Annotated in this window: 13 protein-coding genes; 5 read left to right on the forward strand and 8 right to left on the reverse strand. The window is 72.0% G+C overall.

Annotation, left to right across the window (positions count from 1 at the left end; genetic code table 11):
- Positions 1 to 7: 7 nt before the first annotated feature.
- The gene (locus tag Tfont_RS11365) at positions 8 to 805 is read right to left on the reverse strand and encodes a cytochrome C assembly family protein (protein ID WP_143969531.1); all 798 of its coding nucleotides are present in this window, start codon (positions 803 to 805) and stop codon (positions 8 to 10) included.
- A gap of 25 nt (positions 806 to 830) precedes the next feature.
- On the opposite strand from Tfont_RS11365, the gene ffh reads away from it, so the two are divergent.
- Together ffh and Tfont_RS11375 are read left to right on the forward strand one after the other, a co-directional pair.
- Complete coding sequence (gene ffh, locus Tfont_RS11370) at positions 831 to 2,198, forward strand: signal recognition particle protein (protein ID WP_068610561.1); 1,368 nt, start codon at positions 831 to 833, stop codon at positions 2,196 to 2,198.
- A gap of 85 nt (positions 2,199 to 2,283) precedes the next feature.
- Complete coding sequence (locus Tfont_RS11375) at positions 2,284 to 2,910, forward strand: hypothetical protein (protein ID WP_068610559.1); 627 nt, start codon at positions 2,284 to 2,286, stop codon at positions 2,908 to 2,910.
- Positions 2,911 to 2,922: 12 nt separating this feature from the next.
- Here Tfont_RS11375 and Tfont_RS11380 read toward each other — a convergent pair whose 3' ends face one another.
- Positions 2,923 to 3,456 carry a dihydrofolate reductase gene (locus Tfont_RS11380; RefSeq protein ID WP_068610557.1) on the reverse strand — a complete coding sequence of 178 codons (534 nt, stop codon included), beginning with the start codon at positions 3,454 to 3,456 and terminating at the stop codon, positions 2,923 to 2,925.
- Positions 3,457 to 3,482: 26 nt separating this feature from the next.
- Positions 3,483 to 4,289 carry an aldolase/citrate lyase family protein gene (locus Tfont_RS11385; RefSeq protein WP_068610715.1) on the reverse strand — a complete coding sequence of 269 codons (807 nt, stop codon included), beginning with the start codon at positions 4,287 to 4,289 and terminating at the stop codon, positions 3,483 to 3,485.
- A gap of 96 nt (positions 4,290 to 4,385) precedes the next feature.
- On the opposite strand from Tfont_RS11385, the gene Tfont_RS11390 reads away from it, so the two are divergent.
- Complete coding sequence (locus tag Tfont_RS11390; protein WP_068610555.1) at positions 4,386 to 5,444, forward strand: NAD(P)H-dependent flavin oxidoreductase; 1,059 nt, start codon at positions 4,386 to 4,388, stop codon at positions 5,442 to 5,444.
- 33 nt (positions 5,445 to 5,477) lie between these two features.
- Positions 5,478 to 8,117, forward strand: coding sequence for an alanine--tRNA ligase (gene alaS / locus Tfont_RS11395; RefSeq protein ID WP_143969532.1), 2,640 nt, complete (start codon positions 5,478 to 5,480; stop codon positions 8,115 to 8,117).
- Between the two features lie 15 nt (positions 8,118 to 8,132).
- Here alaS and Tfont_RS11400 read toward each other — a convergent pair whose 3' ends face one another.
- Positions 8,133 to 9,092 (reverse strand): LysR family transcriptional regulator, encoded by a 960-nt coding sequence (locus Tfont_RS11400; RefSeq protein ID WP_143969533.1) that lies wholly within the window; start codon positions 9,090 to 9,092, stop codon positions 8,133 to 8,135.
- Positions 9,093 to 9,192: 100 nt separating this feature from the next.
- On the opposite strand from Tfont_RS11400, the gene Tfont_RS11405 reads away from it, so the two are divergent.
- Complete coding sequence (locus Tfont_RS11405; protein WP_143969534.1) at positions 9,193 to 10,653, forward strand: NADP-dependent isocitrate dehydrogenase; 1,461 nt, start codon at positions 9,193 to 9,195, stop codon at positions 10,651 to 10,653.
- Between the two features lie 30 nt (positions 10,654 to 10,683).
- Here the strand turns inward: Tfont_RS11405 and Tfont_RS11410 are convergent, their stop codons facing one another.
- The 4 genes from Tfont_RS11410 to trmB all read right to left on the reverse strand — a co-directional run.
- The gene (locus tag Tfont_RS11410; RefSeq protein ID WP_143969535.1) at positions 10,684 to 11,799 is read right to left on the reverse strand and encodes an acyltransferase family protein; all 1,116 of its coding nucleotides are present in this window, start codon (positions 11,797 to 11,799) and stop codon (positions 10,684 to 10,686) included.
- Entirely contained in the window at positions 11,796 to 12,770 is a 975-nt protein-coding gene (locus Tfont_RS11415; RefSeq protein ID WP_143969536.1) for a pseudouridine synthase, read from the reverse strand. Before Tfont_RS11415 ends, Tfont_RS11410 begins: the two co-directional genes overlap by 4 nt.
- 15 nt (positions 12,771 to 12,785) lie before the next feature.
- Positions 12,786 to 13,934 carry a bifunctional diaminohydroxyphosphoribosylaminopyrimidine deaminase/5-amino-6-(5-phosphoribosylamino)uracil reductase RibD gene (gene ribD, locus Tfont_RS11420; protein WP_068610542.1) on the reverse strand — a complete coding sequence of 383 codons (1,149 nt, stop codon included), beginning with the start codon at positions 13,932 to 13,934 and terminating at the stop codon, positions 12,786 to 12,788.
- Positions 13,927 to 14,656 (reverse strand): tRNA (guanosine(46)-N7)-methyltransferase TrmB (gene trmB, locus Tfont_RS11425; protein WP_143969537.1); only part of this gene is annotated, 730 nt, incomplete at its 5' end. The genes ribD and trmB, both read right to left, overlap by 8 nt.

The raw sequence follows: 14,656 nt of genomic DNA on the forward strand, positions 1-14,656 counted from the left end.
GCCGGGGTCAGCCGCCGCGGCGCAGGATGACCTCGAGCACGAAGTGCGAGCCGGCGTAGCCGAGCAGCAGCAGCCCCCCCGCCGCGTACAGCATGCGCACCGCCAGCCGGCCGCGCCAGCCCCAGCGCCAGCGGCCCCACAGCAGCACCGCCAGCACCGCCCACGACAGCGCGGTAAAGACGGTTTTGTGGGTGATCCAGCCGGCGGTCGGCTGCAGCAGCTCGGTGAAGTACCACCCCGCCAGCAGCGTCAGTGTCAACAGCACGAAGGCGCCGGTCACGAAGCGAAAGGTGAGCCGCTCCAGCGCCAGCAGGGGCAGCGCCGTGGGTTGCCCCCGGCCGCGGCGGATGGCCTGCTCGGTGCGCTGCATCATCCAGGCGTGGGCCACGGCCGCGCCCAGCAGCCCGTAGGATGCAAAGCCCAGCGCCCAGTGCAGCGGCAGCCAGGGCGACGCCAGCGCCGGGTAGGCCGTGCCGGGAAAGATCAGTGCCAGCAGCACCGCGGGCACCCCCAGCCCCGCCAGCGTCCAGCGGGTGCCCAGTTGGGGATACAGCCGCGTCTCGACCGCATAGACCGCCAGCACCAGCCACGCCGTGACCGACAGGGTGAGCGCAAACCCAAAGCGCACCGGCGTGGCTGAGAACGCCGCCGCCAGCGCCAGCCCGTGCAGCAGCACGGTGCCGAGCGTCAGCCACGCGACGGCGGAGCGGCCCAGCCGGGCCGCTGCGGCGGCCAGCGCGGCGTAGCCCGCCGCAGCGCCCAGCGCGGGCGCCACCGTCCACCAGGGGCTGACCGGTACAATCATCCGCTTAGTGTAACGAAGCCCCGCCATGGCATCCGCCCTTACCGAAAAACTGTCGCGCCTGGTCAAGCAGATCCGCGGGCAGGCCCGCATCACCGAGGCCAACGTGCAGGACATGCTGCGCGAGGTGCGCATGGCGCTGCTGGAGGCCGACGTCGCCCTGCCGGTGGTGCGCGACTTCATCGCCCGCGTCAAGGACAAGGCGCTGGGACAGGAGGTGGTCGGCTCGCTGACGCCCGGGCAGGCGCTGGTCGGCATCATCCACCGGGAACTGGCCGCCACGATGGGCGAGGGCGTGGCCGACGTCAACCTGGCCACGCAGCCGCCGGCGGTGATCCTGATGGCCGGCCTGCAGGGTGCCGGCAAGACCACCACCACCGCCAAGCTGGCCAAGTGGCTGATCGAGCGGCGCAAGAAGAAGGTGCTCACCGTCAGCGGCGACGTCTACCGCCCGGCGGCGATCGAGCAGCTGCGCACGGTGACCAAGCAGGCCGGGGCGGAGTGGTTCCCCAGCTCGCCGGACCAGAAGCCGCTGGACATCGCGCGCGCGGCGCTGGACCACGCGCGCAAGCACTACTTCGACGTGCTGATCGTCGACACCGCCGGGCGCCTGGCGATCGACGAGGCGATGATGCAGGAGATCCGCGCGCTGCACGCCGAGCTCAAGCCCGTCGAGACGCTGTTCGTCGTCGACGCGATGCAGGGGCAGGACGCGGTCAACACCGCGCGCGCGTTCAAGGAGGCGCTGCCGCTGACCGGCATCGTGCTGACCAAGCTCGACGGCGACTCGCGTGGCGGGGCGGCGCTGTCGGTGCGCGCCGTCACCGGCGCGCCGATCAAGTTTGCGGGCGTCAGCGAAAAGATCGACGGGCTGGAGCTGTTCGACGCCGAGCGCCACGCCGGGCGCATCCTCGGCATGGGCGACATCGTCGCGCTGGTGGAGCAGGTCACCGCCGGGGTCGATCTGCAGCAGGCGCAGAAGCTCGCCGCCAAGGTCAAGAGCGGCGGCTTCGACCTGGAGGACTTCCTCGAGCAGATTCGGCAGATGAAGAAGATGGGGGGGCTGTCCAGCCTGCTGGACAAGCTGCCGGCGCAACTGGCGGCCAAGGCCGGCGACGCCGACCTCGACCGCGCCGAGAAGGACATCCGCCGCAAAGAGGGCATCATCTGTTCGATGACGCCCGAGGAGCGGCGCCGCCCCGAGCTCATCAAGGCCAGCCGCAAGCGCCGCATCGCCGCCGGCGCCGGCGTGCAGGTGCAGGAGGTCAATCGCCTGCTGAAGGAGTTCGAGCAGATGCAGGCGATGATGAAGAAGATGAAGGGCGGCGGCCTGATGAAGATGATGAAGCGCCTGGGCGGCATGAAGGGCCTGCCCGGCGGACTGCCAGGCCTGTGACTGCGGGGCGGGTTCGCGGGCGCGGGCAGGGCCATTGATCCATCGCAAGCCCCGCCGGCGTTCGGCGGCGTAGGATGCGACCGCTGTGGTCACGATCGAACTCCTGCTGACGGGGGTGGCGCTGGTGGCCGCCTTGGCCGTGCGGCCCTGGCGGCTGTTGCGCGGCCCCTTGCTCACGCCCACCCTGGCGTCGGCGGCGCTGCTGCCGTGGTGCTGGCTGTTGCCGCAGCATTTGCCGCAGGGCATGGCGGTACAGTTTTCCGGGGCCAGTCTGCTGGTGCTGATGCTCGGCTGGCCGCTGGCCGTGCCGGTGCTGGGCGGTGTGGCGGTCGCCGTGTGGTTGCTGGGCCACGCCGGCTGGGAGGCGGTGCTGTCGCAGTGGGTGTGGGTCGGGCTGGTGCCGGCCACGCTGGCCCTGCTGATCGGCTGGGCGCTGCGGCGCTGGCTGCCGCCCAATGTGTTCCTCTATACGCTGGGGCGCGGCTTTCTGGGCACCGCGGTGGCGCTGTTTGCCTCCGGCGCGCTGTACGAGGGCATCCACCACCTGATGGAAGGCGTCACCGTGCACGAGGCGTTGGTGGCGCGCTGGCTGATGGCCTGGGGCGATGCCTTCCTGACCGGGCTGTTTGCCGCGGTGTTCGTGGCGTTTGCCCCGCAGTGGCTGGCCACCTGGTCCGACGAGCGCTACCTGCGCCCGCCGCCCAAGGCGTGATGCGGACGCGCTTCAATCCCGCTCGTAGGTCACGAAAGCAAATGGCAGCCCGTCGGCGCTGACGTGCGCCTCTCGCGCCGTCTCGCGCCAGCCGGGGCCGAGCGTCGGGGCGAAGGCGTCACCGTCAAAGGCGCGCTCGATTTCCGTGACGACGGCGCGGCGCGCCAGCGGCTCGGCCTGCGCATAGACCTGCGCGCCGCCGATCACCCACACCTCCGCAGGCGGCTGCCCGTGCGGCCCGCGCAGCGTGCGGCAGTGCGCCAGCGCCGCCTCGAGGCTTTCCACCGGCACCGCGCCGGCGGCGGCCAGTTCCGCCGCGCGCGCCGCGTCGCGCGTCAGCACCAAGTTGACGCGCCCCGGCAGCGGGCGAAAGCGCGGCGGCAGCGATGCCCACGTCGTGCGCCCCATGATGACCGGGCAGCCCTGCGTCAGCCGGCGGAAGTGCGCCAGATCCTCCGGCAGGTGCCAGGGCATTGCGGGGTGGCCGTCGCGGGTGCAGCCGATGACACCGTTGGCGGCCCGGGCGAGGATCAGGTTCAGTCGCATGGCGGCGCGCGCGTTCAGGGGCGCGTTCAGGTTCGAAATGGCGCCAGCGCCGCGGCGGCGGCCGCCTTGAGCAGCAGGGCGTCCACGCCCACGGCAACGAAGCAGGCGCCGGCTTGCAGCCAGCGCCGTGCCGCCTCGGGCGGCGGGGCGATGATGCCAGCGGCCTTGCCCGCGGCACGGATGCGGGCGATGCCCTGGGCGATGGCCGCCTGCACCTCGGGATGGTCCGGGTGGCCGGGGTGGCCCATGCTCGCACTCAGATCCGCCGGGCCGATGAACACGCCATCCACGCCGGGGGTGGCGGCGATCGCGTCCAAGTGGTGCAGGGCCTGCACCGTCTCGGCCTGCACCAGCACGCAAATCTGCTCGTTGGCCTCGTGCACATAGGCGGGGTAGTCCTGCCAGCGCGAAGCCCGCGCCAGCGCGCTGCCCATGCCGCGCACGCCCTGCGGCGGGTAGAGGGCCGCCCGCACGACCTGGGCGGCTTGCTCCGGGGTGTCCACCATGGGCACCAGCAGTGTCTGCACGCCGATGTCCAAATACTGTTTGATCAGCGTGGTGCCGACGTCCCCCGTGCCGATCGGTACGCGCACCACGGGGTGGGGCACGGCACGTCCCGGGGGCAGGGCCGCGCTGCCGCTGGCGATGGCCTGAAGCTGCGCCAGCGTGCGGCGCACATCGTTGGGGGCATGTTCGCCGTCGATCAGCAGCCAGTCGTACCCGACGCTCGCCAGCAGTTCGGCGCTGTAGGGGTCGGCCAGACCCAGCCACAGCCCGATCTGCGGCTGTCCGGCGGCCAGGGCCTGCTTGAAGGCGTTGCGCGGTGTGTGCATCCGGGCAGCATACCGCAGCCAGGGCGGGCCGGCGGTGGGTGGCCGTGTGCCCTCGGTGACCTCGGTGTGCCCCAGCGTGTGCCCCACAATCGGGCCATGGACGATTTGCTCGACCGGCTGGGCCTGCGCCTGCCCATCATCCAGGCGCCGATGGCGGGTTCGCAGGGGAGCGACCTGGCGCTGGCGGTCACGGCGGCGGGGGGCTTGGGCTCGTTGCCGACGGCGACGCTGTCACCCGACGCGCTGCGCGCGGAACTGCGGCGGCTGCGCGACGGGGCGCGCGGGCCGTGGGCGGTGAACTTCTTTTGCCACGCGCCGCCGGGGCACGATGCGGCGCGCGAGGCCGCGTGGATGGCGCGGCTGGCACCGCACTACCGTGCCGCGGGGCTGGCCCCACCGGCCGGGCCGGCCGTGGCCGCGCGGGCGCCGTTCGATGCCGCGGTGGCGGAGCTGGTGGCGCCTTACCGGCCGCCGGTGGTGAGCTTTCACTTCGGCCTGCCGGCGCCGGATCTGTTGGCCCGGGTCAAGTCCTGGGGCGCGGTGGTGCTGTCGTCGGCCACTACGGTGGACGAGGCCCGCTGGCTGGAGGCGCACGGTGCCGACGCCATCATCGCCCAGGGGCTGGAGGCGGGCGGCCACCGCGGCATGTTCCTGACCGACGACCCGTCCACGCAGTTGGGGACCCTGGCGCTGCTGCCGCAGGTGGTGCGGGCCGTGCAGGTGCCGGTGATCGCCGCGGGTGGCATAGCGGACGCCGCCGGGGTGGCGGCGGCGCGGGCGCTGGGCGCAGCCGCGGTGCAGGTCGGCACCGCCTACCTGCTGTGCCCGGAGGCCTCGCCCCATCCGCTGCACCGCGCCGCGCTGCAGGGGCCGGGCGCGGCGCATACGGCGCTGACCAATGTCTTTACCGGCCGGCCGGCGCGCGGCATCGTCAACCGCGCGATGCGCGCGCTGGCCGACGGCGCGGTGGGGTGGTGTGCCGATGCGCCGGCCTTTCCGCTCGCCGCCCATGGGCTGGCACCGCTGCGCGCACAGGCCGAGGCGGCCGGGCGCGACGACTGGACGCCGCTGTGGGCGGGGCAGGCGGCGCCGCTGTGCCGCCCGCAGCCTGCGGCGGATCTGACCCGGGCCCTCGCGGCGGGCTGGGCCCCGTAAAATGAAGGGTTACCCCAACGCTTCCCGACCGACATGAGCCAAGCCGCCGACCGACCGTTCTTTTCCGTCGCCGACATCCGGCGCACGTTTCTGGACTTCTTTGCCCAGCGCGGGCACACGGTGGTGCCCTCCAGCCCGCTGGTCCCGGGCAACGACCCGACGTTGATGTTCACCAACTCGGGCATGGTGCAGTTCAAGGACGTGTTCCTGGGCACCGACAAGCGCCCGTATGTGCGCGCGGCCTCGGTGCAGGCGTGTCTGCGCGCCGGCGGCAAGCACAACGACCTGGAAAACGTCGGCTACACCGCGCGCCACCACACCTTCTTCGAGATGCTGGGCAACTGGTCGTTTGGCGACTACTTCAAGCGCGAGAGCCTCAAGTGGTCGTGGGAGCTGCTGACCGGCGTGTTCCGTCTGCCGCCCGATCGTCTGTGGGCGACGGTCTACCACGAGGACGACGAGTCCTACGACATCTGGACCCAGGAGATCGGCCTGCCGCCCGAGCGCGTCGTGCGCATCGGCGACAACAAGGGCGGCAAGTACCAGAGCGACAACTTCTGGATGATGGCCGACACCGGCCCGTGCGGCCCGTGCTCGGAGATCTTCTACGACCATGGCCCCGAGGTGCCCGGCGGCCCGCCCGGCAGCCCCGACGCCGACGGCGACCGCTACATCGAAATCTGGAACAACGTGTTCATGCAGTTCGACATGCAGCCGGACGGCTCGGTGCGGCCGCTGCCGGCGCCCTGCGTGGACACGGGCATGGGGCTGGAGCGGCTGGCCGCCATCCTGCAAGGCGTGCACAGCAATTACGAGATCGACCTGTTCCGTGCGCTGATCGCCGCGGCCGCGCGCGCCACCGGCACCCGTGACCTCGACAGCCCCAGCCTGCGCGTGATCGCCGACCACATCCGCGCCACGGCTTTTCTGGTGGCCGATGGCGTCATCCCCAGCAACGAGGGGCGCGGCTATGTGCAGCGGCGCATCATCCGCCGCGCCATCCGCCACGGCTACAAGCTGGGCTGCACGGCGCCCTTCTTCCACAAGCTGGTGCCGGACCTGGTGGCGCAGATGGGCGAGGCCTACCCCAACCTGGCCGCCAACGCGCAGCGGGTGGTGGAGGTGCTCAAGGCGGAGGAGGAGCGCTTCTTCGAGACCCTGGCCCACGGCATGGAGATCTTGGACGGCGCGCTGGCCGGTGGCCAAGGGACGCTGCCGGGCGAGGTAGCGTTCAAGCTGCACGACACCTACGGCTTTCCGCTGGATCTGACCAACGATGTGTGCCGCGAGCGCGGGGTGAGCGTGGACGTGGCGGGCTTCGAGGCGGCGATGGAGCGTCAGAAGGCGCAGGCGCGTGCCGCGGGCAAGTTCAAGATGGACCGCGTGCTGGATTACGCCGGGCCGTCGAATGCCTTCGTCGGCTACGAGTCGCTGCACGCCCCGGCGAAGGTCGTGGCGCTGTACGTCGAGGGCACGCCGGTGGCGGAGCTCAAGCACGGCCAAAGCGGCGTCGTGGTGCTGGACACCACGCCCTTCTACGCCGAAAGCGGCGGTCAGGTTGGGGACGCGGGCGTCATCACCAGCGGCTCGGCGCGCTTTGCGGTCGCCGACACCCAGAAGATCAAGGCCGATGTGTACGGCCACCACGGCACGCTGGAGCAGGGCACGCTGGCGGTGGGCGACCATGTGCAGGCGCAGGTGGATCTGGCGCGGCGCGCAGCGACGATGCGCAACCACTCGGCCACCCACCTGCTGCACAAGGCGCTGCGCGAGGTGCTGGGCGAGCATGTGCAGCAAAAGGGCTCGCTGGTGAATGCCGAGCGCACGCGCTTCGATTTTGCGCACAACGCGCCCCTCACCGCCGAGCAGATCCGCGCGATCGAGGCGCGCGTCAACGCCGAGATTCTGGCCAACACCGACACGCAGGCGCGCGTGATGGACCTGGAGTCCGCCAAATCCGCCGGCGCGATGATGCTGTTTGGCGAGAAGTACGGCGAGACCGTGCGCGTGCTCGACATCGGCAGCAGCCGCGAGCTGTGCGGCGGCACGCATGTGCGGCGCACGGGCGACATCGGTCTGTTCAAGATCGTCGCCGAAGGCGGGGTGGCGGCCGGGGTGCGGCGCGTGGAGGCCGTCACGGGCGAGAACGCGCTGGCCTATCTGCAGGGCCTGGAGGCGCAGGTGCACGAGGCCGCCGCCACGCTCAAGGCGCCGGTGCCGGATCTGGTCGGCCGCATCGGCCAGTTGCTGGAGCAGATCCGCGCGCTGGAGAAGGAAGTCGCCGCGCTCAAGGACCGGCTGGCGTCGGCCCAGGGCGACGAGCTGGCCGCGCAGGCGGTGGAGGTCAAGGGCATCCGCGTGCTGGCCGCGCGCCTGGAAGGCGCCGATGCCAAGACCCTGCGCGAAACCGTGGACAAGCTCAAGGACAAGCTGGGCCACGCCGTGGTGGTGCTGGCCAGCGTGGAGGCCGGCAAGGTGCAACTGGCCGCGGGGGTGACTCCCGACGCGGTGGCCCGGGGGCTGAAGGCGGGCGAGCTGGTCAATGCGGTGGCGCAGCAGGTGGGCGGCAAGGGCGGCGGCAAGCCCGACATGGCCATGGCCGGTGGCACCGACGCCAGCCGGCTGGGCGAGGCGCTTGCGGGCGTCGCGGCCTGGGTGGCCGAGCGCGCCTGACGGCGGCAGCGGGGTCTAGCCCGCCCGATCGTCGCCTGCTCGGCCTTTGCCTGCTGAGGCAGCGTCCGCGTCGGGCGGGTGGTCCTGCACATGCTCGACGAAGCGCCGCGCCGCCAGCGACAGGCGCCGGTCGCTGCGCCAGACCAGCAGCCAGCGCCGCTCGATCGGAAAGCCCGCCACGGGCAGCACGGCCACGCCGTCCTGGGCCGGGTCTTCGGCCAGGGCATGCCGCGACAGCACGGCCAGCCCCAGGCCCGCGGCCACGGCGTGCTTGATGGCCTCGTTGCTGCCCAGCGTCGCGCGCAGCGCCGGGGTCAGGCCGTGCGTGCGCAGGTAGGCCTCGGTCGCCAGACGGGTGCCGGAGCCGGCTTCGCGCATCAGCATGGGCTGGCCGTCCAGCGACTTGCGGGGCACGCGCCGCGCGCCGGCCCACGGATGCCCGGCCGGCCCGATCAGCACCAGCGGATTGCGCATCAGGGGCACGCTCTGCAGGGGCAGGTTGTCCGGCGGCATCATCATCACGGCCAGCTCGGTCTCGTCCTGGCGCAGGCGGCGCACCACCGCGTCGCGGTTGTCCACGGCCAGCTCGATTTCGATGCCCGGGTGGCTGTCGGTGTAGCGGCGCAGCCAGCGGGCGATGAAGTACTCCGTCGTCGTCACGCCGGCGATGCGCAGCAGACCGCGCTCCAGGCCGTGCAGGGCCTGCAGGTCCTCCTCGAAGCGCTGCCAGCGCGCAAACATGTCCAGCGCCGTCTCCTGCAGCAGGCGCGCGGCCTCGGTGGGGCGGATGCCGCGCCCGGCCGGCTCCACCAGCGCAGTGTCCAGCGCCGATTGCAGCTCGTGGATTTGGGCGGAGACGGTGGGCTGCGTCAGGTGCAGCTCGCCCGCCGCGCGGGTGATGGAGCCCAGTCGAACCACGGCCTCCAGGGTGCGCAATTGGTGGAAGGTGACACGCGGGGGGCGGATTTTGTTCATCGAAAAACGTCTATGTAAAAAATCAAAAATGATGATTTGAAGTCGATGACATGATTGGCCACACTGCGCCCATCGTCAACCCCCTCGACAAGGAATCGAGATGAGCGAACTGGTCCCCATCACCGTCGCGCGCGGCGACGGCATCGGCCCCGAGATCATGGACGCCACGCTGCGCGTGCTGCAGGCCGCCGGCGCGCGCATCGCGCCGGAGTTCATCGAGATCGGCGAGCAGCAGTACCTGGCCGGCCACAGCTCCGGCATCACGCCGGAGGCCTGGGACAGCCTGCGCCGCACCCGCGTCTTCCTGAAAAGCCCGATCACCACGCCGCAGGGCGGCGGCTTCAAGAGCCTCAACGTCACCATCCGCAAGACGCTGGGCCTGTACGCCAACGTGCGCCCGTGCGTGAGCTACGCGCCGTTCGTGCGCACGCTGCACCCGAAGATGAACCTGGTCATCGTGCGCGAGAACGAGGAAGACCTCTACGCCGGCATCGAGCATCGCCAGACCGACGAGGTGTTCCAGTGCCTGAAGCTCATCACCCGCCCGGGCTGCGAGAAGATCGTGCGCTACGCCTTCGAGTATGCGCGCCGCCACGGCCGCCGGAAGGTGACCTGCATGACCAAGGACAACATCATGAAGATGACCGATGGGCTGTTCCATCGCGTCTTCGACGAGATCGCGTCCGACTACCCCGAGATCGAGACCGAGCACCTGATCATCGACATCGGCGCGGCGCGGCTGGCCACGCGGCCGGAGCGCTTCGACGTCATCGTCACGCCCAACCTCTACGGCGACATTCTGTCCGACATCGCCGCGGAGCTGACCGGCTCGGTGGGGCTGGCGCCCAGCGCCAACATCGGCGACCACGTGGCCATGTTCGAGGCCATCCACGGCAGCGCGCCGGACATCGCCGGCAAGGGCATCGCCAATCCGTCGGGCCTGCTGCTGGCCGCCGTGCTGATGCTGGTGCACATCGGCCAGCCGGCGGTGGCCGAGACGATCCACAACGCCTGGCTGCGCACGATCGAGGACGGCGTGCACACCGCCGAGCTGCACGGCACGCTGTCGATCGGGCGGCCGTTCGGCAGCATGGACTTCGCCGACGCGGTGATCGAGCGGCTGGGTCAGCGGCCGGAGAAGCTCACCCCGGTGCAGTACGGCGACGCGCCGGCCGCCGTGCCGCGCGCCCCGCTGCCACGCGCGCCGCAGGCGCGCCCGCGTGCGGCCAAGGCGCTGGTGGGGGTGGACGTGTTCGTGCACGCCGCCGGCGTCAGCGCCGACTTCCTGGCCGGCCAGCTGGTCGCGCTGGCGGTGCCGCCGCTGGCCCTGCAGATGATCACCAACCGCGGCGTCAAGGTCTGGCCCGGCGGCTTTCCGGAGACCTTCTGCACCGACCACTGGCGCTGCCGCTTCGTCGGCCCGGACGGCAGCCCGATCACGCACGCCGACATCCTGGCGCTGCTGCAGGCGCTGGTGGCGCGCGGCATCGACGTCATCAAGACCGAAAACCTCTGCACCTTCGACGGCGAGCGCGGTTACGCGCTGGGCCAGGGGCAGTGACGCGCCCGGGCGGGGGCGGGACGCGGGCGGTCAGCGCAGCCGCCGCGCCAGCGGGCGCTCCACCGCGTGCTCGAACGCCCAGGCTAGCAGCAGACTGGCGGCCCAGCACCCCGTAGCCAGCGCCCACGCGTGCGCGGCGAGCGCCGGCCACCGCGCCAGCGCCGCATTACCCACCAGCACCGCCGAATAGTGGGTGAGGAACAGGGCATACGAGCGGTCCGCCCCGGTGGCCATCCCAGCGGCCACCGCGGCGGTCAGCCGGGCGGCCCACCCGCGCGCCCACTTGGACGCCGCGCCGGACGCTTGGCTGCGCGGCGCGAACGACGCTGGATCAGTCGACGCCGAGCCGGGTGTCCCCGGGCGCGCCCACCCCGCCAGCAGCACGGCCACCCCCAGCGAGAGGGCGATGCGGTCGCGCCACTCCACGGCCAAGGCCGCGGCACCGATGGCGACGATCGCCATCGACCACGGCCAACGCGGTCCGCGCACCGCCTGGGCCGCCAGCACCCCCAACCCGTAACTGCCGATGAAGTAGAGCGCCCACAAATCCAGATCCGGGTGGCGGTTGACGTGCAGCAGCGACACGGCGATGCAGCCGATCAGCAGCGCCAGGGCCAGGACGTTGCGCCGCGGCGCGGGCGCCAGCTGGGTGGCGATCCAGGCCAGCCCAGCCACCAGCGCGTAGAGCTGAAAATCGATGGCCACATACCACGCCCCGGCGGCGATGGCCGGTACCTCGACGATGTCGTGCAGCAGCAGCGCGTGGGCCAACCAGGTGCCCGGCGTGGCCGACTGCAAGCGCAGGTCGTCGGACAGCCAGGGGCGCAGCAGGGTGGCCATCCCCGCCGCCAGCGCCATCGCGACCAGGAATGGCGGCACCAGACGCCGGTAGCGCTGGAGCACCGCGGTCCGCAGCAGCCGCCCATCGGTGGGCCGCAGCAGCGTGCCCGCCGCCAAAAAGCCGCCCACCACCAAAAACACCTGCACCGCCTTGCGGGCGTGGTCGTACAGGGCGTCGGCCAGGGCTGGCGCCTGGGTCCACAGGGCGTCCGACAGGGGGCCGTAGGCCGACAGGTGGTGCCAGACGATGCACTGCGCGGCCAGCACCTTCAGCGCATCGACCAGGGGTTGGCGCGCGCGGGTCATGCCGGGGTGCCAACAGTCAGGAGGGCGTTCGCGTCGAGCCGCAGTCGGCTTTGAAACTGCCGCCGCTCGCCGGTGACCGGATCGTCGAACGCGAGGGACTGCGCCAGCAGTTGCAGCGGTTGCGTGTAGTCCTCGGGGTCGTCGGGGCCGCGCCGGGCCACGGGGTAGAACTGGTCGCCGACGATGGGCAGCCCCAGCGCATGCAGATGCACCCGGAGCTGGTGGCGCTTGCCCGTGACCGGACGCAGCCGGTAGCGGGCGTAGCGCCCGTCCGGGCCCAGGCGTTCCAGCGGCTCGATCCAGGTTTCGCTGTTGGGCGGCAGGGCTTCTTCGGCGGCGGCCTCGCGCATGCGGTAGAAGGCGGCCTCGTCTTCGCGCAAATGGCTCACGCGGCGCTGCGGCCAGGCCAGATCGTCGCGCCACGGGGCGATGGCCTCGTAAGTCTTGTCCACCCGGCGCTCGCGAAACAGCCGCTGGTAGGCATCCCGGTCGGTGGCGCGCACGCTGAACACCACCAGCCCCGCGGTCTCGCGGTCGATGCGGTGCAGCGGGCTAAGCTCCGGCAAGCCGAGCGCCTGCTTCAGGCGCACCAGCAGCGTCTCGCGCACATAGCGCCCGCCCGGCGTGACGGGCAGGAAGTGCGGCTTGTCGGCCACCAGCAGATGCGCGTCGCGAAACAGGATCGCTTCCCGAAACGGAATGCGCGGCTCCTCGGCCAGCGTGCGCCAGTAGTACACGCGCTGACCGTGCAAGTAGGGGGTGTGCTCGTCCAGCGCACGCCCGTCGTCGTCCACCACTTCGCCCGCGCGCAGGCGGGCCCGCCACTCATCGCGTGGTATGCGCGGCAGCCGCTCGGCCAGAAAATCCAGCAGCGTGGGCCAGGGGCTGTGCCGCAGCCGCGGTAGCGCGACGCAACTGGGCGAAACTCCGTCGCGCATGGGAATGTCCGCGTTCTTGGGCAGCCGGGCCATCGCGGGGGACAGACGTCAAAACGGGGTGCGACCGGGCACGCGCGCCAGCACGCGCAGGTCTGGCCCCACCGGCTGGACCGAGGTGAAGGTCAGGGGCCAGCCGTCCTCCAGCCGCGTCAGCGGTCCCAGGTCGGTCAGGCCGACGCCGGTGCCCAGCAGGCGCGGCGCCAGATACAGCAGCAACTCGTCCACCAGCCCCGCGCGCCACCACGAGGCATTGAGTTTGGCCCCGGATTCGATGTGCAGCTCGTTGACCTCCCGCGCGGCCAGATCGGCCAGCACCGCGGCCAGATCGACCTTGGGTGGCCCGCCGGCCGTCTTGGGCGGACCGGGGCGGTCGACCACCGTCACCCCCAGCGCCGCCAGCGCGGCCCGCTGGTCGGCCTGGGCTGCCGCGGTGGCCGGGTCGCTGGCGGTGTAGACGATCACCGCCCCCGGCGGCTGCAGGATGCGCGCCGCGGGGTCGATCTCCAGCGCCGAGTCGAGCACCACGCGCAGCGGCTGCCGCGCCGTGGGCACGTGCCGCACGTCCAGCCGCGGGTCGTCGCTGCGCACGGTGCCAATGCCGGTGAGCAGCGCCCCGGCCCGGCGCCGCCAGGCGTGGCCATCGGTCCGCGCGGCCTCGCCCGTGATCCACTGGCTGACGCCGTTGGGCAGTGCGGTGGTGCCGTCCAGCGAGGCGGCCACCTTCATGCGCACCCAGGGGCGGCCGTGGCGCATGCGCTGCCAAAAGCCGATGTTGAGCTCGCGCGTCGCCCGCGCGGCCGGGTGGTCGTCGGGCAGTGTGTCCACCACCACCCCGGCGGCGCGCAAGCGCTGCAGGCCGTTGCCCGCCACGCGGGGGTTGGGGTCGATGGCGGCCACGACCACCCGCGCCACGCCGGCGGCGATCAGCGCATCGCAGCACGGTGGCGTGCGCCCGTGGTGGCTGCAGGGCTCCAGCGTCACATAGGCGGTCGCACCGCGCACGTCGGCCCCGGCGGCCTGGGCGGCACGCAGCGCCATCACCTCGGCGTGGGCTTGGCCAGCCGCCTGGGTGTGGCCGTCGAAGGCGCGGCCATCGGGCAGCACCAGCCGGCAGGCCACGCGCGGATTGGGGTCCGACAGGCCCACGGCGCGCTCGGCCAGCGCGGTCAGGTCGTCCCAGATCCGGGCCTCATCCATGGCGGCGCGCAAAGACCAGGTCCCACACGCCATGGCCCAGGCGCAGGCCGCGCTGCTCGAACTTGGTCAAGGGGCGGTAGTCGGGGCGCGGCGCATAGCCGGCCAGCGCCGGATCGGTGCTGGTGTTGACCAGCCGCGGCTCGGCCGACAGCACGGCCAGCATCTGCTCGGCGTAGGGCTGCCAGTCGGTGGCGCAGTGTACATAGCCACCGGGCTTGAGCCGGCTGGCCAGCAGCGCGACGAACGGCGGCTGGATCAGCCGGCGCTTGTGGTGGCGCTTTTTGTGCCACGGGTCGGGAAAGAAGATGTGCACCCCGTCCAGCGACCCCTCGGGCAGCATGTGGGTGAGGACTTCCACCGCGTCGTGTTGCAGGATGCGGATGTTGCGGATGCCCTGCTCACCGATGCGCTTGAGCAGCGCCCCGACGCCGGGCTCGTGCACCTCGCAGCACAAAAAGTTGTCGTCGGGCCGCACACGCGCGATGTGGGCCGTGGCCTCGCCCATGCCAAAGCCGATTTCCAGCACCAGCGGCGCGTGGCGGCCGAAGGCCGCGTCGGCATCCAGCGGTGCCGGGGCATAGGGCAGCAGGTAGCGAGGGCCCAGCGTCTGCAGCGCCTTGGCCTGGCCGGTGGTGGTGCGGCCGGCCCGCAGCACGAAGCTGCGGATGGTCTTGGGGTGGGCCACACCGGGCGGGGCTGCGGGCGCAGAGGCGGGCGCGGGC

The sequence above is a fragment of the Tepidimonas fonticaldi genome, assembly GCF_007556755.1.
Lineage (GTDB): Bacteria > Pseudomonadota > Gammaproteobacteria > Burkholderiales > Burkholderiaceae_C > Tepidimonas > Tepidimonas fonticaldi.